Source organism: Pseudoclavibacter sp. VKM Ac-2888 (assembly GCF_015351285.1).
Lineage (GTDB): Bacteria > Actinomycetota > Actinomycetes > Actinomycetales > Microbacteriaceae > Pseudoclavibacter.
The window spans coordinates 1163805-1183848 of the sequence record NZ_JADKSM010000001.1 but is presented as its reverse complement, the minus strand read 5'-3'; the positions used below and the strand labels follow the sequence as shown (position 1 = coordinate 1183848).

The 20044-nt window shown below is 66.7% G+C and carries 16 protein-coding genes and 1 tRNA gene; 10 read left to right on the top strand and 7 right to left on the bottom strand.

Annotated elements, in window-relative coordinates; translation table 11 throughout:
* The first annotated feature begins 277 nt into the window (after positions 1 to 277).
* A tRNA-Met gene (locus ITJ61_RS05765) sits at positions 278 to 354 on the top strand.
* 123 nt (positions 355 to 477) lie between these two features.
* On the opposite strand, the gene ITJ61_RS05760 is transcribed toward ITJ61_RS05765, so the two are convergent.
* The 3 genes from ITJ61_RS05760 to ITJ61_RS05750 all read right to left on the bottom strand — a co-directional run bounded on the left by ITJ61_RS05760 (position 478) and on the right by ITJ61_RS05750 (position 3439).
* A complete protein-coding gene (locus ITJ61_RS05760) occupies positions 478 to 1446 on the bottom strand; it encodes an IS1249 family transposase (RefSeq protein WP_194685752.1) in 969 nt (322 codons plus the stop codon).
* Positions 1447 to 1880: 434 nt separating this feature from the next.
* Entirely contained in the window at positions 1881 to 2996 is a 1116-nt protein-coding gene (locus tag ITJ61_RS05755) for a hypothetical protein (protein WP_194685751.1), read from the bottom strand.
* Between the two features lie 119 nt (positions 2997 to 3115).
* On the bottom strand, positions 3116 to 3439 hold the full coding sequence (locus ITJ61_RS05750; protein ID WP_146080980.1) for a hypothetical protein: 324 nt from the start codon (positions 3437 to 3439) through the stop codon (positions 3116 to 3118).
* Positions 3440 to 4122: 683 nt separating this feature from the next.
* On the opposite strand from ITJ61_RS05750, the gene ITJ61_RS05745 reads away from it, so the two are divergent.
* From ITJ61_RS05745 to ITJ61_RS05725, 5 genes are all read left to right on the top strand, one after another.
* Positions 4123 to 4341, top strand: a complete 219-nt coding sequence (locus ITJ61_RS05745) for a hypothetical protein (RefSeq protein WP_146080981.1) — start codon at positions 4123 to 4125, stop codon at positions 4339 to 4341.
* Between the two features lie 235 nt (positions 4342 to 4576).
* On the top strand, positions 4577 to 4774 hold the full coding sequence (locus ITJ61_RS05740) for a hypothetical protein (protein ID WP_104241576.1): 198 nt from the start codon (positions 4577 to 4579) through the stop codon (positions 4772 to 4774).
* Between the two features lie 2 nt (positions 4775 to 4776).
* Entirely contained in the window at positions 4777 to 5373 is a 597-nt protein-coding gene (locus ITJ61_RS05735) for a hypothetical protein (protein WP_194685750.1), read from the top strand.
* A 497-nt stretch (positions 5374 to 5870) separates the two neighbouring features.
* Complete coding sequence (locus ITJ61_RS05730) at positions 5871 to 6437, top strand: hypothetical protein (protein ID WP_194685749.1); 567 nt, start codon at positions 5871 to 5873, stop codon at positions 6435 to 6437.
* Positions 6438 to 7211: 774 nt separating this feature from the next.
* Positions 7212 to 8102, top strand: a complete 891-nt coding sequence (locus ITJ61_RS05725) for a DUF817 domain-containing protein (protein WP_194685748.1) — start codon at positions 7212 to 7214, stop codon at positions 8100 to 8102.
* Here the strand turns inward: ITJ61_RS05725 and ITJ61_RS05720 are convergent.
* A complete protein-coding gene (locus ITJ61_RS05720; RefSeq protein WP_104241572.1) occupies positions 8099 to 9628 on the bottom strand; it encodes a sensor histidine kinase in 1530 nt (509 codons plus the stop codon). The genes ITJ61_RS05725 and ITJ61_RS05720 overlap by 4 nt on opposite strands.
* Complete coding sequence (locus ITJ61_RS05715; protein WP_104298569.1) at positions 9625 to 10404, bottom strand: response regulator transcription factor; 780 nt, start codon at positions 10402 to 10404, stop codon at positions 9625 to 9627. The genes ITJ61_RS05720 and ITJ61_RS05715 overlap by 4 nt, the downstream gene beginning before the upstream one ends.
* A 111-nt stretch (positions 10405 to 10515) precedes the next feature.
* On the opposite strand from ITJ61_RS05715, the gene ITJ61_RS05710 reads away from it, so the two are divergent.
* Entirely contained in the window at positions 10516 to 11145 is a 630-nt protein-coding gene (locus ITJ61_RS05710) for a GNAT family N-acetyltransferase (RefSeq protein ID WP_181062961.1), read from the top strand.
* Here the strand turns inward: ITJ61_RS05710 and dnaE are convergent.
* Together dnaE and ITJ61_RS05700 are read right to left on the bottom strand one after the other, a co-directional pair.
* A complete protein-coding gene (gene dnaE, locus ITJ61_RS05705) occupies positions 11064 to 14417 on the bottom strand; it encodes a DNA polymerase III subunit alpha (protein WP_194685747.1) in 3354 nt (1117 codons plus the stop codon). The two genes, ITJ61_RS05710 and dnaE, sit on opposite strands and share 82 nt — an antisense overlap.
* A 7-nt stretch (positions 14418 to 14424) precedes the next feature.
* Positions 14425 to 14709: a hypothetical protein gene (locus ITJ61_RS05700; RefSeq protein WP_104298572.1), complete on the bottom strand. Its 285-nt coding sequence runs from the start codon at positions 14707 to 14709 to the stop codon at positions 14425 to 14427.
* A gap of 179 nt (positions 14710 to 14888) precedes the next feature.
* Here ITJ61_RS05700 and ITJ61_RS05695 point away from each other — a divergent pair, with 179 nt between their 5' ends.
* The 3 genes from ITJ61_RS05695 (at position 14889) to ITJ61_RS05685 (ending at position 19993) form a co-directional block, all read left to right on the top strand.
* A complete protein-coding gene (locus ITJ61_RS05695) occupies positions 14889 to 16037 on the top strand; it encodes an L-talarate/galactarate dehydratase (protein ID WP_194685746.1) in 1149 nt (382 codons plus the stop codon).
* A 132-nt stretch (positions 16038 to 16169) separates the two neighbouring features.
* The gene (locus ITJ61_RS05690; RefSeq protein WP_181062960.1) at positions 16170 to 17486 is read left to right on the top strand and encodes an MFS transporter; all 1317 of its coding nucleotides are present in this window, start codon (positions 16170 to 16172) and stop codon (positions 17484 to 17486) included.
* Entirely contained in the window at positions 17483 to 19993 is a 2511-nt protein-coding gene (locus tag ITJ61_RS05685; RefSeq protein WP_194685745.1) for a glycosyl hydrolase, read from the top strand. The genes ITJ61_RS05690 and ITJ61_RS05685 overlap by 4 nt, the downstream gene beginning before the upstream one ends.
* Positions 19994 to 20044 lie beyond the last annotated feature (51 nt).

Sequence of the window (20044 nt, the reverse complement as noted above, 5' to 3'; positions counted from 1 at the left end):
GGGCAGACGACGCGGGGCGGCGGCGGCGGGTTGGGATGCGGGGTTGGGCTGCGTCGCGAGCGCGTGGTCCTCGCTCGAGGCGCGACGCGCCCGGGATGCGTCTCATGGCGGACTCCGCAGCGGGAATTCGCGCGAAATCGAGGAGATTTGTCCCTGATGCCGGCCCGCGGAGGAGCCTGCGGCAGGGGCCTCATGCCCCCGACACGCCGGGTTTTCCGGGGAAGTGGGGGTCTGAGTTGCACGACGCTAGGACCGCTGGTAATGTTTTCTCTTGTGCCGCGGGGTGGAGCAGTTCGGTAGCTCGCCGGGCTCATAACCCGGAGGTCGTAGGTTCAAATCCTGCCCCCGCAACCAGATCCGCACAAGCTGGGATTGCTCGAAAGAGCAAAATGTAACTGCGGCACAAGGCCCGCTTCCTTTCGAGGAAGCGGGCCTTTCGCATTCCCCGCCACCGCGCGAAGAGGCGTCCACTGAGGCTTATAGGACAAAACGTGTGGTGAGCTCGCGCGTGTAGAGGAACCATTCCGCGGCGCGTTTCATGTGGGCCTCGCTCATCCCGCGGTGGTTGCGCAACGTGGTGCGGATGCCGTTGTTGATGCCGCCCTCGAGCGGGCTCGTGGTGCGCGCGTTCCCGTGGGACACGAACGGGAACAGATGCCCGTTGCCGGAGAGGCGGCTCAGCAGCAGCCACGCTTTGCGGAGTCGGTCGTGGGTCCACCATTTGCTCCACCCGTCGGTGGAGCGTTGCTTCGTGAGTTGCCCGTGCTGCTGCCACCAGGCCTGCAAACCCAGCTGCCAAGCGACGGCGGTGTCCGCGTCGACGACCCAGGAGAGCGCTCTGGGGAGCTTCAGCAAGTCGCGGCCGGCATGGGTTCTCGGGCGCAGCGTGAGGTGACGACGGACATTCATCTGCACGTGAAAGATGCAGCGCTGGATCTTCGTGTCCGGCCAGCCGACGCGAACCGCCGACGCGAACCCGGCCCCGCCGTCGCAGACCACCACCAGAGGAGCGGGGATCCGCGTCAAGAGCGCCGTCCAAGCGGCCGCCGACTCGCGGGCGCACCACTGCCATGCCAGCACCTGCAAGTCCTCGGTGACCGCGATCAGCGGACACCACGAACCGACATAAATTCCATCAACGAGCACCACCGGATGCGTCGTCTCGACCGGGCCGAGTGTTGGCTCGATCTCCCAGCACCACGCGGTCCGGCGTCGCAGTTGCCGGGCGGCGCTCGGCCCGCCGAGCTCGTTTTGGGAGTGCTTCCCGAGCAGCCACTGCAGGAACTCCCGAAGCTCGTTGCGGCGAGCGAGGTCAGCGCGCTTCCTGACCGATGACGACCCGCAGTTCAAGCACCGCCACCGCTGCGTCCCCGCGGGAGTCTTCCCGTTCTTCACGAGCCGTTGCCCGCATACCAAACAAGTCGTGGAGTTGGCGTCGTTTCCCACGACTAAGGGTCTCGGACTAAGGCCACCCCTCGACACGCCGCAACGGCGGGCCTAGATCGAGATCCCATACACACGTTCTGTCCTATAACCCGCATGTCGGGGCTTCTTCTTTTCTTGTCCCCGCTCAGATATCCACCAAGAACCCCTCCCGAGTCACAGCATGCCGCGGCGTCTCGGGAGGGGTTCTTTTCGTGTGCGAAGTGCAGAAATGTCAGGTCCTAGCCGATGCTCGCGCCACCCCACAAGAACGTCGCAGATTCGAGCTTCGTCACGTACGCACTGTGCGCGACTTTCATGAGGTCAGGGCCTTCCGGAACGGCAGCGACGATGCCGAGAGGTATGAGCCGACCATTCGCGGGGTCGTAGGCGGCCACAGGTCCTCCGCTATCCCCCTTGATGAAGTTCGCGGGCTGCGCCCAGAAGCGCTGGATCTGTCAGTACCACTCCGAGTCGTAGTACAAGCAGCCTGCTGATGGGATGCCCTGGTAGGAGATGGTGCCCTGGCCAGATTTCTGGCCAGAAACAAGCACCTGAGCACCAGTGGAGAGCGAACTGGCGGGATAAACGCCGTAAGCGGGAAGTGAGCTGCTGGTGTTTGTACCGCCGACCCAGACGCGCTGCGAGTACGAGCTGCCCTTGATCACCATCGCGTCGATCTTTGCCGACACAAGTGAACTCGTCGTCGTTCCCATGTAATAGCCGTTGTGCGTATACGTGCCGTGTGGGCAGTGGTCTGCTGTCAAAGATCCCGTTTGGTTGATCCGGAACGCGTTCGAGCAGCCGCTGGTTCGGTTGCCTCCATTGAACGAGGGGTAGTCGTTGTACCGACCGGCTCCTTCGACGCCGAGGCCCTCGATATCGATGCGGACGAGTTTCCCAAACTGCGATGCGTGGCGGCCGATGATCTCGGCGTCGTCTTCGCCCGCCAGGATCTGCAGCTGCCCGGCAAGGGGATCGGGTATGAGGGCCACGTTGACCGTTTCGCCGCTCACAGAACGGACGTCGGTGAACGAATCTTGGATCGTGCAGACTTGGTTCATGCTGGGCGCAGCCTTGGCCTCCACACGAACAGGAACACCTTCGGCGCTCAATGTGTCGAGGGCTTCCTGGATCTTGGGATCACCCTTGGCAAGCACGGCGAGTGTGTTATCCGGAGACTCGGCCCAGCGCTCTGTCGCAACAACAACACCAGCGAAGCGCCCCTCGCCGTTAGGCTCCGTGTACAGATCCATGAAGTCATCTGGATGCGCACGGAGAGTTTGCGCACGCAACGTCAGGAACGCGGCGTCCTTCGCCTCGTACTCGTCGTAGGGGAGCGAGCTGTCCTTGTAGCCGATGCCGCCTGCCGGATAAACTCCCGAACGGAAAAGGCATTCCCCCTGCGTGTCCAGGCCCTCAACGAGTTTGAGATTCGTCGTGTCCATCGGCTCAATGTCGACGTTCTTCTCATCCGCTGCTTCTGATGGCGCGGCGCTTGCTGGCAACGATGGCAGCCCTGCGAGTAGCAACGTCGCTACCCCGTGGCCGCCAAGATGCTCTTTGATACCCATGTTTTTCGATGAATAGCCAATGTCAACCCCCGGTCAACGAATCGAGTATCAGCCGCACGTGCGGCTGATACTCAGGAAGATATCGGCGTGAAAGCGCGCCCACAAGAGCAAAGTTGAGATCAGTCGTCAATCTGACCGATGAAGACAACTTCTTCTGGGCTGCAATTCTCCGGGAATCCGGGGACATCCCCTGGGATAAGGTCCGAACGATAGCCACCCCCGCCATTGATGAACTCTCCAGTCAAGAAGTCACGACCGTCGGAGAGGACAATGCCATCGCCCGCAGAGTTCAGCGTCGTTCCGTAGGGAAACTGTGCCACGTAGAATCCCGCGGGGGAGTCAGGAATGTCCAGACCCCAGCAACCGGCTGCGTCCTGGGCCAACGTGCCCGCTGCCTCAGCTGCTCCCATTGCTTCGAGTTTTTCCGGTGCTGTCCAGAGCAAGCTTGCATTATCTGCGTCACCCGGGGAAGTGGGTGCGGGTTGGGGCGCGGTCGGCGTCGCGGAGCACGCAGTGAGCACGACGAAAAGGAGTGCACCGCTGGAGATAGCAATAGTCTTTCGCATGGAATGTGTCTACCAGTCTTCGCGAAGATCCGATAGAGAACAGCGCATCGCGAAATGCCAACCGAGGAGCCTTGCTCTCCAAACTGTCGCGACAGATTTGTTTCAACACGCTGAAACGACACGCGTCGGTCCGGTATCGACATCAGAACGTGTTCGGCGTGGACGAGAACATGGTCAGCGCCTGTCGGGGGCGGCGCGCGTCGCTGTGCGCGCCGGACAAAAGGACCGCTGCGCAAGCACACCAACACCGAGGAGGGGTGCCCATGACGGGTACATCGGATGTCTTTGATCGAACGAAGCTACCGGCCGGAGGGTCGATGCTGGCTGTGCCTACTGTACCTAATGGGGCATCCGGGACACATGAGGCTGCGGCTCTCCCGGTCCGGGTCGAGATCGGGTTCGCAGTCCTGGGCCGCGTGCACAGCGTGCCGCGCACGCACCACAGCGATGAGACTCAGCTCTTCATCAGCGCGGGATCTCGACGAGAATGGCTCCGCGCTGCTCGCATCGCAAAGACGCCTCAGCTGTGGCGTCGGGGATACCCCGCTGTCGGGGCTGTCATGGCTGCGATTCGCGAGGGCGGATCGCTGCTCGAGGAATACGCCGTCGTAGCGAGCTCGCGCCGGCTCCTCCGTGGTCTCGGTCGTGGCAAGCTGCAGCCGAACTGCAACTACAGATTGCTGCCGGGCGTGACGGCCACTGTCGAGGCCAGCAACGCTGACGGCAGCGCCAACCTCGTCAGCCTTCGGTTCCGATCCCACGCACGTGAGGTGCGCTGACTCAACTCGCGGAAGCTTGCCCCGACCTCGACGTGTGATGGAGAAGTCCACCGCGTCGGGGCTTCTCCTGTTCATCAACATGGCGATCGCAGGCCGCGTCAGGCTCAGAAAGAACCCGAGTGGCGCGTGAGAGCGAATTTGACCTCGCCGTTCCATCCTCGATAACGTCGAGAAGACCAGCCACGGAAGCCAGGTGCCCCGCAATGGTGCACGGCGCAACGATTGGAGCACGCCTATGATTCGGCGCTGGTTGCCTTATCTCCTGGTGGCGATTGTCTTTATCGTCAGCGTTATCTTCATCTTCGACCGGCTTGATCCACCATTTAATGTCCTGGTCTCAGTCTTCATTATTCTGCCGCTGGCAATACTGGTGCGATATGTCACGCAACGACTGCGGCCCAGGGACGTGATCGAGGAAACAGAAGAGGTATAGACGTGCTGAAGACCACCACAAAGACTGCCCTCGCAAGTCTTGCCATCGCATCGGTGTCCATCTTCGGAGCGACAGCCGCATCAGCAAGTCCGCAAACGACGCAGCAAGCCCAGGTCCAGTCGACGAACACCATCCAGGGGGATGGATTCGAGATCGTGAACGAGTCGTCGACGTCAGCGCTCATCACCGTCCCAGACGGCTCCATCACGGAGTCGAACGGCGTCTTCACGCTCCAGACAGGCAGCGGCTTGCAAGCGCTTGCCAACGAAGTCACCACGGATGCCGGTACGTACGCCCTGACGATTGAGCGCGTGTCGGACAACCAGGTTCGCGTCATCACGCCAGAACCTTCTGCGTCATCCGCCGAAAGCAGCAGTAGCCGCACCGACAATCAGCGCGCTGTCGAGGGTTGGGAAGGCAGCTGGGATCAGTGCGTCAGCAAGGCCATGACGACCGGCATCATCTCAGGTGCTGTGGGAGGCATGATCGCGGCCGGACCTGCTGCCGCTGCAGCCGCTGCAGCCGCCGGCATGATCACCGCTGGTGCCGTCGCGGTGCTGGTCGATTGCTGGGGTAAGCCCTTCATCTCCGCGAGCTAGCTTCGCCCCGTGCCCCGAGCACACATACCCAGGAAAGCCCTCCCGGCGCAGTATCTCTGCTGCGCCGGGACGGCTGGTTTTCTCGCATGTTCTCGTCACAAGGTGCTCGCCGGCGGCGTATCTGCCGATTGCAGCGAACCATACGCAGCAACAAAACGGCTGCCCTTCGACGAGGCGACAGAACGCCTCCCGTTCGCTGCACCGAGCGGCGCGGGGGACTGGAGTGAGCTACCAACACAGCGGCTCGCGCACCCGGACGATGTACCGACGGAGCGACTCGACTTGTAGTTCATCTCGATCGTGGACGAAGCCTTCTCGGCGCAGATCACGTTGCTGCCCGGGAGGGCTCTCTTCTCTCGGATGTTCGGCAGAGCAACTCTCTCAGAGCATCACCCCGCCGCCGCAGGATTCTGCGTTGCAGCGCGCCGCGGTCGGGCTCGTCTAGCTGTCAGAATCAGCACATGACTGCGCCTGGTCCTCCTGAGCTCAACGCGAGCATGAACCCCCTGCACCGCGACGTGAGGATGGCGATCCTCGAGCGCATCTTGATGCTTGGCGATGAAGCAGAGACGGGGTATCTCGAAGTCAAGAGCGACGTCGACCTCACCAAGCCGTTGGGCCGAGCGAAAGTAGCGAAGTTCCTGCTCGGTGCTGCGAATCGCGAACCGACGTCTGCGTCACGCTTCTTCCACGGACATGCCGTCATGGTCATCGGCGCTCAGCAGGGCAGCGCTCCGGGGATACCCAAGGGCATCGAGGACCACGAGCTGCTGCGCTCGCTGGGACCGTATGTCGGCGAGCAATTCCCCTTGCCTGAGATCTTCCGGTTGCCAGCTGGCGAGGATCCAACCCGCGAAGTGCTCGTTGTCGTCGCGATGCCTCCTGAGCCAGGGCAGACCATGTTTCCGTGTCACAAGGCGTTCCAGCCCAGCGACAAGCAGGACACGAAGCACAGCCTCGCGAACGGGGCGATCTATGTCCGCACATCGACCGAGACACGAGTCGCTCAAAATGGGGGAGATCCAAGCGTTGGTGCTCCGTGCGCAGGCTGGCGGGCAGCCTGAACGGCCTCCGATCGATCTCGAGATCAAGATCGGGTCGATCAACCGCCCACTGAGCGTCGACCACGGGCTGAGCTTCGCCTACGGCCGTGAAGAGTCGAAGTTCATAGAGGCTGCTGAGCAGCGTGCCAATCAGCGCCGCAACGATCCGATGTCGACCATCCTGGGGTCAGTCCCCGACGCCCAGTTCGGGAACTCCGAAAAGGTGCGAGCAAGGCACTACACGGACCCGACGAACCCTTCGGACGTTCGGAATCGAACCCAAGAACTCCACGCTGAAGCAGGGATTTCCAAGCCCAAGAAGACGCGCAAAAGTACGCAAAGGCTCCGAACCTTGTAGGTCCTGAGTGATCCCGCTACTGCCGCTCATTCAGTTCGAAACTGCAGGCTGACCTGGGATGAGTACCGGTCATGCTGGGCAACTCGGGTGCGGCGTCACATAGCCCGGAGGTCGTAGGTTCAAATCCTGCCCCCGCAACCAGATTCGCACAAGTTGGGATTGCTCGAAAGAGCAAGATGTAACTGCGGCACAAGGCCCGCTTCCTTTCGAGGAAGCGGGCCTTTCGCATTCCGCGCCACCGCGCGAGGAGGCGTCCAGTGATCGGCCCGGAATCCCGGTCTCTGTGGATCGATCTCTTCCCCCTCTCCCTGTCCCCGTCGACGCGGACGGTTCCCGGGCGTCATGGCCAGCCTCAGCGGGCTCGCGGACAGGTGCCGCTAGTGTCGGCCATTCGACGTGCGCCGATCGTTGGCGCTGGAGGAGAGCGGCGGTTCCAGGTGGCCAGATTCACGAGCCTCGAGCAGCGCATCGACGACGTCGCGGGGCGCCTCCTCGAGCGTGCCCCCGCACACGGCCTCAGGGCCGGCCTCGTCGAGTTCCTGGTCTTCGGGCTCAAGCAGGCCTGGGCGTGCATCTTCGGGGCGCTCATGCTCGTCGTGATCATCGCCGCGAGACTCTGGTATCCGGACGATGCGCTGCTGGCACGCAACGATGCCCTCGTCATCGCCGCCGTCGCAATCCAGATTTTCATGGTCGTGGCCAGGCTCGAGACCGGCCGCGAGCTGCTGGTCATCCTCGCCTTCCACATCGTCGGCACGGGAATGGAGCTGTTCAAGACGAGCGTCGGCTCGTGGAGCTACGCGTCTGGGGGAGTGCTGCACATCGGCCCCGTTCCGCTCTACACGGGCTTCATGTACGCGGCGGTCGGCTCGTACATGTGCCGCGTCTACCGGCTCTTCGACCTGCGGTTCTCCAGGTACCCGCGCATCTGGCTCACCGTGGTCGCGGCCGTGGCCATCTACGTGAACTTCTTCACGCACCACTACGCCTACGACTTCCGGTACGTGCTCCTGGTGTTCGTGGCCGTGCTGTGGGGCCGCACGTGGATGCACTTCCGCGTGTTCCGGAGGACGCTCCGGATGCCGTTGCTCGTGGCGTTCCTGCTCGTCGCCCTGTTCATCTGGTTCGCCGAGAACATCGGCACCTTCGTCGGTGCGTGGGTGTACCCGAATCAGGAGCACGGCTGGGAGCTCGTGTCGATCACGAAGCTCCTCTCGTGGTTCCTGCTCATGATCATCTCCGTGGTGATGGTCACGCTCGCGTACCCGCCGAGGCCGCCAGGCAGCGGAGAGGGCGCAGTTCCCGTGTCTCGTGAGGTTACGGGCTAGTCCCAGGCCTTGGCCGCGGGGATCCGCACGATGAAGGCGGCTCCGTCCTCGGACTCGGCGGCGATCTGTCCGCCGTGCGCCTCGACGATGGACTTCACGATCGCGAGTCCGAGGCCAGTGCTGCCGGACGCGCGGGTCCTGGCGGAGTCGCCGCGGGCGAACCGCGAGAAGAGATCCTCGCGGAGCGTCTGGGGGATGCCCGGCCCGTCGTCGCGAACGATGAGGACCGCCTCGCGCCCCGTCGCCGACGCGGCCGCGAGCTCGTAGCGCACGGAGACGTTGACGTGCGTGCCCTTCGGGGTGTGCAGGCTGGCGTTGGAGAGCAGGTTCACGACGATCTGGTGGAGGCGCTCCCAGTCGCCGAGCACCGAGACCTCGCTGGGTGGCACGGTCGCACTCCAGTGGCGGTCGGCGTCGCTTGCCTGCGCGTCGCTGACGGCGTTGATGACGAGCTCGGACAGGTCGACGGTGTCGAACTGCAGGTCCTGCCCCTCGTCGAGGCGGGCGAGCAGGAGGAGGTCGTTGACCAGCGAGCTCATGCGAGTCGCCTCGGACTCGATGCGTGCGAGAGACCGCTCGGTGGTGTCGGGCAGCGACGCCGAATCCTGCCGGGTGAGCTCCGCGTACCCCTGGATCGCGGCGAGCGGCGTCCGCAGCTCGTGGCTCGCGTCCGTGACGAAGCGACGCATCCGCTGGTCTGCCGCCGTGCGCACGGCGAAGGCCTCGTCGACGTGCGCGAGGAGCTTGTCGAGGGCCTCGCTCACCTTGCCGACCTCGGTGCGGGGGTCGATGTCGTCGAGCTTCACGGCCCTGCGGAGGCCGACCTCGCCAGAGGCGAGGGGCATCTGCGCGACGTTCTCGGCGGCCGTGACCACGCGCGACAGGGGACGCATGGCGACTCGCATGACGAGCGCGACGAGGAGGACGATGAGGCCGATCCCGAGCGAGGAGAGCACGAGCGTGAGGACGGTCTGGTTGAAGGTCGCGTCACGGGCGGTGTCGAGGGAGACGGCGGAGATGAGGGCGTAGCTCGGGTCGCCGTCCCACTCGTGGATCATGACGCGGAAGTCGCCGGCGGCGTCATCGAGCTTGATCGTCTCGAGCAGCGAGTGCTGGGTCGCGAAGCCGGGCGACTGGACCAGTGCCGTGAGCTCGTTCTTGATGGTCTGGTCGCATTCGACCGCGGAGGTCTCGCTGAACGATGCGGAGTCGATGATCTCGCCGTCGTGGGCGAGGGCGATGATGGTGCCCGGCGCGTGGCCGACGAAGTTGATGAGGGGCTTGACCTTCGGCGCCGCCGAGTCGCCCATCTTCGAGGGGTGCGGATGCGTGCCCGGGACGTCGACGCGGTACTTGTCGACGGAGTTCTCCAGCACCGACATGGAGGCGGCGAGCTGCGTGTTGACGACGCTCGTGATGGCGGAGTTGAGGGTGACGACGTTCATGATGCCGATCGCGCTCATCACGAAGGCGACGACGAGGGTGACGCCGACGATGATGCGCGCGCGCAGCGTCCACGGCCTCATTCTGCTGGCCTGATGACGTAGCCGACGCCGCGCACCGTGTGGATCATGGGGGTGCGGCCGGCGTCGATCTTCTTGCGCAGGTAGGACACGTACAGGTCGACGATGCTCGCCTTGCCGGCGAAGTCGTAGTTCCAGACGCGGTCGAGGATCTGGGCTCTGCTGAGGACCCGCTTCGGGTTGCGCATGAAGTAGCGCAGCAGCTCGAACTCGGTGGTGGTGAGCGCGACGGGGTCGCTGCCGCGGCGCACCTCGTAGCTGCTCTCGTCGAGGAAGAGGTCGCCGACCCGCAGCTGGGAGGCGTCGTCGGCGACCGCCTCACCGGCGCGCTGGATGAGGCCGCGCAGTCGGGCGACGAGCTCCTCGAGGCTGAAGGGCTTCGTCATGTAGTCGTCGCCGCCGGCGGTGAGCCCGATGATGCGGTCGTCGATGGAGTCCTTCGCGGTGAGGAAGAGCACCGGTGTGGCGTGTCCCTGACCTCGGAGGTTCCTGAGAATGCTGAGGCCGTCGATGTCCGGGAGCATGATGTCGAGCACGACGACGTCCGGCCGCTCGGCGGTGAACTTCGCGAGCGCATCCCGGCCGTTGTTGGCGACGTCGACCTGCCACCCCTCGTAGGAGAGGGCGAGGCTGACGAGGTTCGTCAGGGTCTCTTCGTCGTCGACGAGCAGCACGCGGATGGGGGTGCCGTCTGGGCGGTGGAGTCGGGGCAGCTGCGCGAGGACCGCCCGACGGCGACCGGGCTCGATGATCGGGTCAGCGGCGGCGGAATCGGGCATTCCTTCATCGTGTCATGGGAACGGCGTCGTGGCGGGGTGTTCGCTGCTCCTCATAGGAAGCTCAAATCTTCTCTCACGCGGGGCATGAGAGGAGTTCGTAATCTGCGACGCATGACACTCCAGCGAATCCAGCAGCCCGACCTCGGGAGCCGTGCGCCGGGCGTCAAGAAGGACCTGCAGGGTGGCCTCTTCCACCGTCCCCGTTTCCTCCGCGGCCCCCGCACCGAGCGTCCGTTCGACGCGCCCCAGCTGTTCACGGAGCGCCTGGTACTCCGCCCCCACGACGTGCGTGACGCGGAGGCCTGGCACGAGATCGTGTCCGACGCCGAGGTCGTCCGCTACCTGCACTGGAAGCAGCGCGACCTGACGGAGGCGACCGAGCACCTGAGCCGCCGCACGACGCACACGCGTCTCTGGCAGACGGGCGACTTCATGGCCCTGGCCGTCGAGCACGACGGCAAGCTCATCGGGGACGTGTCGGTGCACCTGCGCGACGTCGAGCCCGAGCACCGCTCTGCGGAGCTCGGCTGGATCATGCACCCGGGATGCGCGGGACAGGGCTTCGCCACCGAGGCGGCGGATGCGCTGGTCGAGTACCTGCGCGACTATGTCGGCGTGAAGCGCGTGCTCGCGGTCATGGACCTGGAGAACGAGGCGTCCTACGCGCTCGCGAGGCGCCTCGGGCTGGCGGAGGTCTCCCGTTCGGACGACTCGAGGACCACGGCGCTCGACCTCGTCTGAGCGGTTCCCGCGGCACCGGATGCGGACATGAGCTGTGCGACCTCGAGGAGGTCCCACGCCATGTCGCCCGTCACGGAGATGCCCTTGGCGCCCGACCGGCGAGTCTTCCCCCGCGCCAGCATGTAGTGCGTGCGGAACACCCGGTTGCCTGCACGCTCCTGCGCGTCGTGGAAGAACACGATCTGCGAGAGTCCGGTGCTGTCGTCGAGGGAGACGAACACCGTGCGCCGTCCGCCACGCATGGGTGGGGTGTTCGTGGCACGCCGCACCCCCGCGATGAGCACGTCGGTGCCGCCTGGCAGGTCCATGAGCGAGCTCGCTGGAGTGACTCCGAGCTGACGGAAGAGCGGGAAGAAGCGCTCCATCTGGTGCCGGCTCACGCCGAGGCCGAGCTCCTGCAGCTCCAGGTCGGTCTGCGTCTTCCCGTGCAGGTCCATGGTGGTCACCCCGCGAAGCTCCGGGATGGGCAGGGGGAACGCGAACGCCTGCTGGTGCTCCGGTACTCGCGTCGGCGTGCTCGTGAGCGAGCGGATGAACGCGAGCAGCTCGTGCCGCCTGCGCGGCTCGTAGTCGATGAACACGTCGAGCGCCCCCACTCTGGCGAGGGAGTCGAGCGTGCTCCGGCGTGGTCGGACACGAGCGCGGAAGTCGGCGAGCGAGTCGAACGGCTGGTGCTCGGCGACCCTGTCGCGTTCCGCCGATGACATGCCGCGCACATCCGCGAGGGACATGCGAACCCCGTCGCGTCCATCCGGGAGCGGCTCGACCGTGTACTCGAGCCCTGAACGCTGCACGTCGATCGGGAGGAGCGGGATGCCCAGATGCCTCGCCTCGGCGATGATGAGGTCCTTGCCCCACATGCCGGGGTCGTGGGTGAGGAGGCCCGCCCAGAAGTGCGCGGCTCGATGGGTCTTGAGCCAGGCGCTCTGGAAGGTGGGCAGGGCGAACGCAGCGCCGTGGGCTTTCGCGAAGCCGAAGCTGCCGAAGCCGGCGAGCACCTTCCATGACCGATCGATGATCTCTGGCGGGAACCCACGCTCTGCGGCCCTGCCGCGCACGAGCTCCTCGATGCGCGGCACGAGCTCGGGCTTCGCGAGCCAGCGTCGGTACACGTCGGCGAGCTCGAGGCCGCACCCCGTGAGCTCGTCGAAGATGCGCATGACCTGCTCGTGGAAGACGACGACGCCTTTCGTCTCGAGCAGGATCGGCTTGAGCCTCGGATGGATGTAGTCGGGCATCACCTCCCCGTGGCGGGCCCTGAGGAAGTGGAGGGGCATGTTGTTCTGCATGGGGCCAGGGCGGAACAGGGAGATGTCGATGACGAGGTCGTTGAACACCTCTGGCTGCAGCTTGCCGACGAGCTCCATCTGCCCCGGGCTCTCGACCTGGAAGATGCCGAGGGTCTTCGTCGAGCGGATGGTCTCGTAGGTCGCCTCGTCGTCGAGGGGAAGCGCATCGAGGTCGAGTTCCTCACCGCGGGTGCGCTTCAGCTCCTTCACGGCGTGGGCCATGGCGCTCTGCATGCGCACCCCGAGGATGTCGAGCTTGATGAGCCCCATCGGGTCCATGTCGTGCTTGTCGAACTGGCTCATGGGCAGGCCGATCCCCGACATCTGCACGGGAGTGCGGTCGAGGAGCGAGACGTCGGAGAGGATGACCCCGCACGGGTGCACGGAGATGTGCCTCGGCAGGGAGTCGAGCCGCTCCGTCGCCTCGACGAGCACCTCGAGCTGCCGTGAGCGACGCACCTCCTCCGCGAACTCGCGAAGCTCGGGCTTCTCGGCGAGGGCCTGCCTGAAGCGCTTCGCGGAGAAGCGCCACAGCTCCTTGGCGATGCGGTCGACTTCGCCGTCGGCGAGCCCGAGGGCGAGGCCCGCATCGCGGACTGCGCCCCTCGACCCGTAGGTGTTGACCATCGACATGAGGGTGACCCGCTGCCCGCCGAACTCGTCGAAGATGCGGTGGTAGACGCGGTGGCGCTCTGCGCTCTCCACATCGAGGTCGATGTCGGGGAGCGTGCGTCGCTCATCGGAGAGGAAGCGCTCCCAGATGAGCCCGAGGGAGACGGGCTCGACGTGGCTCGTGTACAGGAGGTAGTTGAGCAGCGATCCGACACCTGAACCCCTGGCCTGCACGCGGACCCCCATCTCCTTGATGAGCTCGACGACGTGCGAGACGGTGAGGAAGTAGGGGGCGAAGCCCAGCTTCCGCACCGTCCTGAGCTCGTGGGCGAGGCGGTCCTGCAGCTCCCGCTCGTGGGCGGCGGATGCACCCGGGTAGCGCGCGGGGATCGCGGCTTCCGCCTTCGCCCTGAGCACCTCGAATGGGTCGCCGTGGATGCCGAAGCGGGTGACCTCCGGCATGCGCGGGGTGCCGACACCCGCATCTCGCTCCGGGTCGATGACGCAGCTCTCGGCGAGCAGCCTCGTCTGGGCGAGGAGGTCATCGGCGGCCGAGGCTGCGTGCCCGCCGGCATCTGCCACCATGCGCGCGACCTGCCGCATGAGGTTCGCCGGTTTGAGCCAGGCCTGGGCCGTCGGGGCCAGCTCGATGTCGTCGAGTGCACGCCTCGCCCGCACGGCATCGGCGATGTCGACCGTCGCCGCCTCCTCGGGGGAGGCGTAGCGCACGGCGTTGGTGAGCACTGCCCGCAGCCCGGATTCTGTTGCGAGGCCCAGCATCCGCGTCGCGACCGTGACCGACCCCGGGGTGCCAGGCTCGGCGAGATGGCAGACGATCTCGACGACGAGCGAGGCGCGGGGGAGCCCATGTCGCCAAGCACGCAGACGCTCTCTGGCCAGACCCAGCTGGGCAGCTGAGGCCGCCGTGCCGACGTCGCTCGTCGGGCCGAGCAGGACGGTGAGTCTCGTCGCCCCCTCGTCGGTGGAGGCGAGCTCGGCCAGGCGGGCGAGGGGGATGCTCGGCTCGTGGATGCGCGTGGCGGCGCTCGCGGTGGTCTCGTGGGCGGCTGAGACGGCCCGACAGAGCGATGCGTACCCGGAACCGCCGTCACCGCCGGCTGCGAGCACGACGACCCGGCCGAGGGGCTCGCCTCGCTCGTCGTGCACGGCGAGCTCGCTGCCGAGGACAGCCCGAAGGTTCGCGGTCCGGCATGCGAGGAGGTGCTTGACCGCGCCGGAGATGCCGTCGCGGTCGGTGAGTGCGAGCGTGTCGAGGTCTCGCTCGGCGGCTGCCTGGGCCAGCACCTCGGGAGGGGAGACCGCATAGTGCGCGCTGAAGCCCGACGAGACGTGCAGGTGCGGGAAGCTCATCGCGTCGTCACTCCCAGCTCAGGGCGAGTCGCCAGCCGCCTGGGGCGCGACAGAGGTCGTACAGGTGTTCCCCGTGCTGTTCACGGGGGCTGTCTCGAACGGCGGTGACGCGCCACAGCTCCTGGTCGATGCGAGTGGGGGAGGAGTCTCCGTGCCACCACGGCGGGAGTCTGCGGAAGTAGGCCTGCGGCTGGCCGGTGACGGTGTAGAGGAAGCGCTGCCACACGAAGGAGGTCGGCTGCCCGTCGCCGCTGATGGCGACCTCGATGGTGTCGTCGATGACGGTCGGCATGGTTTCCCCCTTCGCTTATTCGAATCTGTATTCGAACGTGTATCCAGCGTAAATCGCACCACCGACAGTGGCAACCGCAAGCCTCAGTCACAGGATGAAGGTGGGGAGTTCAAGCTAGACAGATTCCAAATCTGTCTGATAGCTTTCGGGAAGAACGTCACCCTCAAGGACGAAGGACTATGACTCACACCCCAGACGCCACCAGCTCGGCAGACTCCATCCGCTCCATAGAGCTGTCCACGCTCCGCCTCCCGCTGGCCACTCCGATCTCCGACGCGAAGGTCTTCACGGGGAGGCAGAAGCCCATGACGGAGGTCGTCTTCCTCATCGCCGAGATCCAGACAGCGCAGGGCTTCTCCGGCCACGGCTTCAGCTACTCGAAGCGCGCCGGCGGCGCCGCCCAGTACGCCCACGGCCGCGAGGTCGCCGAGGCCGCGCTCGGCGAGGATCCGAACGACATCCAGAAGCTGTACTCGAAGCTGCTCTGGGCCGGAGCATCCGTCGGCCGCTCCGGCGTCGCGACCCAGGCGCTCGCGGCACTCGATATCGCGCTCTACGACCTCAAGGCGAAGCGGGCCGGCCTGTCCCTCTCGAAGCTGCTCGGCGCGCACCGGGACTCGGTCCGGACGTACAACACGTCAGGCGGGTTCCTGAACGCGTCCCTCGACGAGGTCCGCGAGCGTGCGACGCAGTCGATCGCGGAGGGCATCGGCGGGATCAAGGTCAAGGTCGGGCTGCCGGACACCGCCGAGGACCTCCGCCGAGTCCGCGCCGTCCGCGAGCACATCGGCGCGAGCGTGCCGCTCATGGTCGACGCGAACCAGCAGTGGGACCGCGCGACCGCGCTGCGCATGGGGCGGCGCTTCGAGGAGCTCGACCTCGCGTGGATCGAGGAGCCACTCGACGCCTACGACGCCGAAGGGCACGCCGACCTCGCACGCGCGCTCGACACCCCGATCGCGACGGGGGAGATGCTCGCGTCGGTCGCCGAGCACCGGCAGCTCATCGCCGCGAGGGCCTGCGACATCATCCAGCCGGATGCGCCCCGCATCGGCGGGATCACGAACTTCCTGCGCCTCATGACCCTCGCCGACGAGGCGGGCCTCGACCTCGCCCCGCACTTCGCGATGGAGATCCACCTGCACCTCGCCGCGTGCTACCCGCGTGAGCCGTGGGTCGAGCACTTCGACTGGCTCAACCCCCTCTTCGAGGAGCGCCTCGAGACGCGCGACGGGCGGATGCTCGTCCCCGACCGCCCAGGGCTCGGCTTCACCTTCAGCGAGCAGGCCCGCGCCTGGACGACCGAGAGCGTCACGCTGACCGTCTGACCGCCTGACCGCCTGAGCGGACACCACCACTTCCTCGGCGCGCGTCGTCGAGGCCATGAGTTCGACTGCGCGGCCTGAGCCGCGCGCTTGCCGACGATGTCGTCGGCGATACTGACAGAGAGGTCCTCGAACATGTCCAAGAAGCCAATGTCCACCCGCAAGATGTGGTGGATCGCACTCATCTCGGGAATGGCGTCCTATATCGACGCCGCCGCGATGACCTCGAGCGGGACGGCCCTGGTGCTCCTCAAGGACACCCTGGCCCTGACCCCGGAGACCATCGGGGTGCTGTCCTCGGCGCTCACGTTCTCGGTTGCCATCGGCGCCCTCTTCGGCGGGCGCCTCGGCGATCTGCTCGGCCGCAAGGCGGTCTTCATCGCGACCATGGTCATGATCGCCGCGGGTTCGGCGCTGCTGGTGTTCGTCGAGGTGTTCCCCGGGCTGCTCGCCGGCATGATCCTCGTCGGGCTCGGCGCGGGCGCTGACCTGCCGGTCTCCCTCGCGACGATCTCGGAGATGGCCAAGTCCGGACTGCGCAGCAGCATGATCGGCTTCACCCACTTCCTCTGGAAGATCGGCAGCATGGTCGCGCTCGGGCTCGCGACCATCGTCGGCAGCATGGGCCAGCTCGGGGCGCAGATCCTGTTCGGGCACATCCTCGTGGTCACCCTGCTGACGCTCGTCGCGAGGTTCGCGGTTCCGGAGTCGACGCTGTGGCTCGAGCAGCGCGAGGCGGAGAAGGCGGGTGCCACGAGCCGCTCGGATGCGGCGCTCGGGTGGAGCACGCTGAAGACGCTCCTCAGGGCGCCCTTCGCGAAGTACTTCATCGTGCTCGCCGTCTTCTACACGCTCATGAACCTCGGTTCGAACACGGTGAGCCAGTACGGGGCCTACATGTACACGGAGGTTGCCGACTCCACGGTCCAGGTCTACTCGACGGTGAAGCTCATCACCATGTTCCTCGGCGCGATCCTCGTCCTCCTGTTCATGCGGGTCGTCGGGACACGGTGGCGGATGAGCTGGTTCGTGGGAGGCGCGATCTGCACGATCACGGCCATGTGCGTTCCGCTCGTCTTCGGCGTGACCGAGTCGACGCTGAACATCATGATGTTCCTGTGGCTCATCGGCACCGTGTTCGCTGGGGAGGGCATCATGAAGATCTGGACCCAGGAGTCGTTCCCGACGCTGCTGCGCTCCTCAGCGCAGGGCGCGATCATCGCCATCGCGCGCTTCGGCTCGTCAGCGCTCGTGCTCGTCACTCCGGTCGTCCTGGCGACCGGGCCCGGGGCGCTCTTCGGGTTCCTCGCGGGCTCCTGCCTCGTCGCGGTGGTCCTCGCCTTCGTGGTGTTCGCGCGCCAGCGCACGACCGTCATCGACCAGGAGGAGGCGGAGGCCGCCGCCGAGCAGAGCGCATCCGCCGAACGCGCGCACCTCCAGGTGCGGGGATGAGCGGCACGATGCAGGAGGTCGTGGAGGCGCTCCGGGGCGAGACCGGTGACGCGGCACCGCTCATGCGCTGGTGGTGGTTCTCGACGCACGTGAGCGAGGCGGCGATCGACGCCGACCTGGACGCCATGCTGGCCGCTGGGATCGGCGGGGTCGAGCTCGCGTTCGTGTACCCGGTGGACGAGGGCGGGCCGCGTTTCGGCGATCCGGAGTTCCTCTCGCTCGTGGGCTTCGCCGCGCGAGGGGCGCGGCGGCGGGGGCTGCGCTTCGATCTCACGCTCGGCGCGGGATGGCCGTTCGGCGGGCCGTACGTCGACGCGTCGACGGCAGCTCGGGGGCTCCACTGGGAGCGGATCGAGCTCGCACCCGGCGCGACCGAGCTCGTCTTCCGGCCCTCGTTCGAGGGTGATGCGCTGGTGAGCGCGTACGTGGGCGCCGGCTCCATCCAGGAACTGCCCGCCGAGTGGGTGCTCGCCGAATGCGGGGAGCGCATCCACGTCCCGGCCCTGGGCGGCGGGCCGAGAGTTCTCCTGGTCGCGGTCTCTCGCCTCACCGGCCAGAACGTGAAGCGCGCGCCCCGAGGTGCTGAGGGGCTGGTGCTCGACCACTACTCGGCGGTCGCCGTGCAGGCGCACCTGGAGGCGGTCGCGACGCCGCTCCTGGCCGCGGCGGGGGCCACGCGTGTGCACGCGGGGTTCTGCGACAGCTTCGAGGTGTACGAGTCCGATTGGACGACGGAGCTTCCCCGGGAGTTCCTCGCTCGACGGGGCTACGACCTGCTCCCGGAGCTCTGGCGGCTGGAGATCGACGGCGACGGCACGGCTCGGGTGCGCACCGACGTCATGACGACGCTCAGGGAGCTGTTCGAGGAGCACTTCGTGCAGGCGTTCGGAGACTGGGCGCACGGACACGGCCTGCTCTTTCGCGCGCAGTGCTACGGGGAGCCGCCCATGCTCATGAGCAGCTATCGCGACGTGGATCTCATCGAGGGAGAGGGGTGGGGATGGCGGCGATGGACGAAGAACGCGTGGGCGGTCTCCGCGGCCGGCGCCTACGGCAGGTCGCCCGTGTCCTCGGAGACGTGGACCTGGGTGCATTCACCGTCGTTCCGGGCGGGGCCGGCCGACCTGCTGGGAGAGGCCTACGAGCATCTGCTGAGTGGCGTCAACCTCCTCGTCGGCCACGGCTGGCCGCTCGGGGGAGCGCTCGGTCACGGACAGCCGGTGTTCTACGCGTCCGGTGCTCTCGACTCGAGGAACCCGTGGTGGCCGGTCGCGCGTGAGCTGTTCTCTGGGCTCGCTCGCGTGAGCGCCGTCCTCCAGCTGGGCGAGCGGACCGCGCAGGTCGCCATATACCATCCGGTGGCCGAGCTGCTGGCGAGCGCCGAGGGGGAGCGTCCGTTCGACCTGTGGCGGCAGACTCGTCGCTACGTGGACGACGAGTTCGTCTCGGCGGTGCGCACCACCGGCCTCGACTACGACCTCGTCGACGACGCGCTCCTCGAGGTCGGCGGCGCCGACCGCTTCGAGGTGCTGCTCGTGCCGGCGGGCTGCGCGCTCTCCGCCGCGGCGGCGCAGCTCCTGTCGTCGGCGGGTGTTCGCGTGGTCCACCTCGCGGCGTCCCGCGGCCAGGAGCGGCGGGCAGAGATCCGCGCCGCCGTGCACGGGATGGTCCCGCCGCTCGCGACGAGCGCACCGGACACCGTCGGGGTCACGACCCGCCAGCTCGATGGCTCGCGCATCTCCCTGCTGGTGAACACCGGGGAGCGTTCGGCCAACGTCGTGCTGAGAGCCTGCGACGACAGCACGCTCACCGTGTGGGACGCCGTCTCCGGGCGGAGACGAGCGGTGGTGCGGGACGACGCCAACCGCACCGTGCGCCTCGGTTCCTATGAGGCCGTGCTCGTCGGTCAGACTCAGGGAGAGGGGCCGGTGGGCGTCGACGAGCTGGAGACGACCGGCCCGGTGCTGGGCCACGGCCACGAGGAGCCCCTCGCGGCCGACTGGTTCGTGCGCACATCCAGCGGACGTCGGCCCGTCACGCTGCCTCACACGTGGGAGGACGATCCGGAAGTCCCCCACGACGACGAGCAGCTGGCGTACGAGACGACGGTGGAGCTCGAGCGCCCCGCCTCCGCTGCGCTCGACTTCGGCGACGCCAGCGTGCCCGAGGTCAGGGCCGAGCGTCGGGAGAACTCCTTCGCGCTCCCGGCTGACCCGCCTGTCGGCGCGGCTGCGAGCGTCGAGGTGGACGGTCTGCCCGTGGGGAGCGTCTGGCGGGCGCCATACTCCGTCCAGCTCGGGCGGCTCGCCGAGGGCCGCCACACGATCACGGTGACGGTCTCCTCGCTCGGGGTGCGAGGGGCCGCGGCGCGGGCGATCGATGGGACGAGCCCCGCGGCGCGAGCCGCGAACGGCGTCAGGTTCCGAGTGCAGGATGGGAGCCGAAGGCGGGACGGGGTGCGCTCCGGCATCCTCCGGGTGCCGACCCTGCGGCTCAGCGCTGACTGACGCGCGTCGGACGCGCACCGTCGCAGACTGCGCCCCAAGGAGCTTCCTCCC

Coding starts and splice junctions, on each gene's coding strand:
- ITJ61_RS05755 (WP_194685751.1), bottom strand. CDS start 2,996: ATGGGTATCAAAGAGCATCTTGGCGGCCACGGGGTAGCGACGTTGCTA.
- ITJ61_RS05690 (WP_181062960.1), top strand. CDS start 16,170: ATGTCCAAGAAGCCAATGTCCACCCGCAAGATGTGGTGGATCGCACTC.
- ITJ61_RS05700 (WP_104298572.1), bottom strand. CDS start 14,709: ATGCCGACCGTCATCGACGACACCATCGAGGTCGCCATCAGCGGCGAC.
- ITJ61_RS05715 (WP_104298569.1), bottom strand. CDS start 10,404: ATGCCCGATTCCGCCGCCGCTGACCCGATCATCGAGCCCGGTCGCCGT.
- ITJ61_RS05745 (WP_146080981.1), top strand. CDS start 4,123: ATGGCTGCGATTCGCGAGGGCGGATCGCTGCTCGAGGAATACGCCGTC.
- ITJ61_RS05740 (WP_104241576.1), top strand. CDS start 4,577: ATGATTCGGCGCTGGTTGCCTTATCTCCTGGTGGCGATTGTCTTTATC.
- ITJ61_RS05695 (WP_194685746.1), top strand. CDS start 14,889: ATGACTCACACCCCAGACGCCACCAGCTCGGCAGACTCCATCCGCTCC.
- ITJ61_RS05710 (WP_181062961.1), top strand. CDS start 10,516: ATGACACTCCAGCGAATCCAGCAGCCCGACCTCGGGAGCCGTGCGCCG.
- ITJ61_RS05730 (WP_194685749.1), top strand. CDS start 5,871: ATGAACCCCCTGCACCGCGACGTGAGGATGGCGATCCTCGAGCGCATC.
- ITJ61_RS05685 (WP_194685745.1), top strand. CDS start 17,483: ATGAGCGGCACGATGCAGGAGGTCGTGGAGGCGCTCCGGGGCGAGACC.
- ITJ61_RS05720 (WP_104241572.1), bottom strand. CDS start 9,628: ATGAGGCCGTGGACGCTGCGCGCGCGCATCATCGTCGGCGTCACCCTC.
- dnaE (WP_194685747.1), bottom strand. CDS start 14,417: ATGAGCTTCCCGCACCTGCACGTCTCGTCGGGCTTCAGCGCGCACTAT.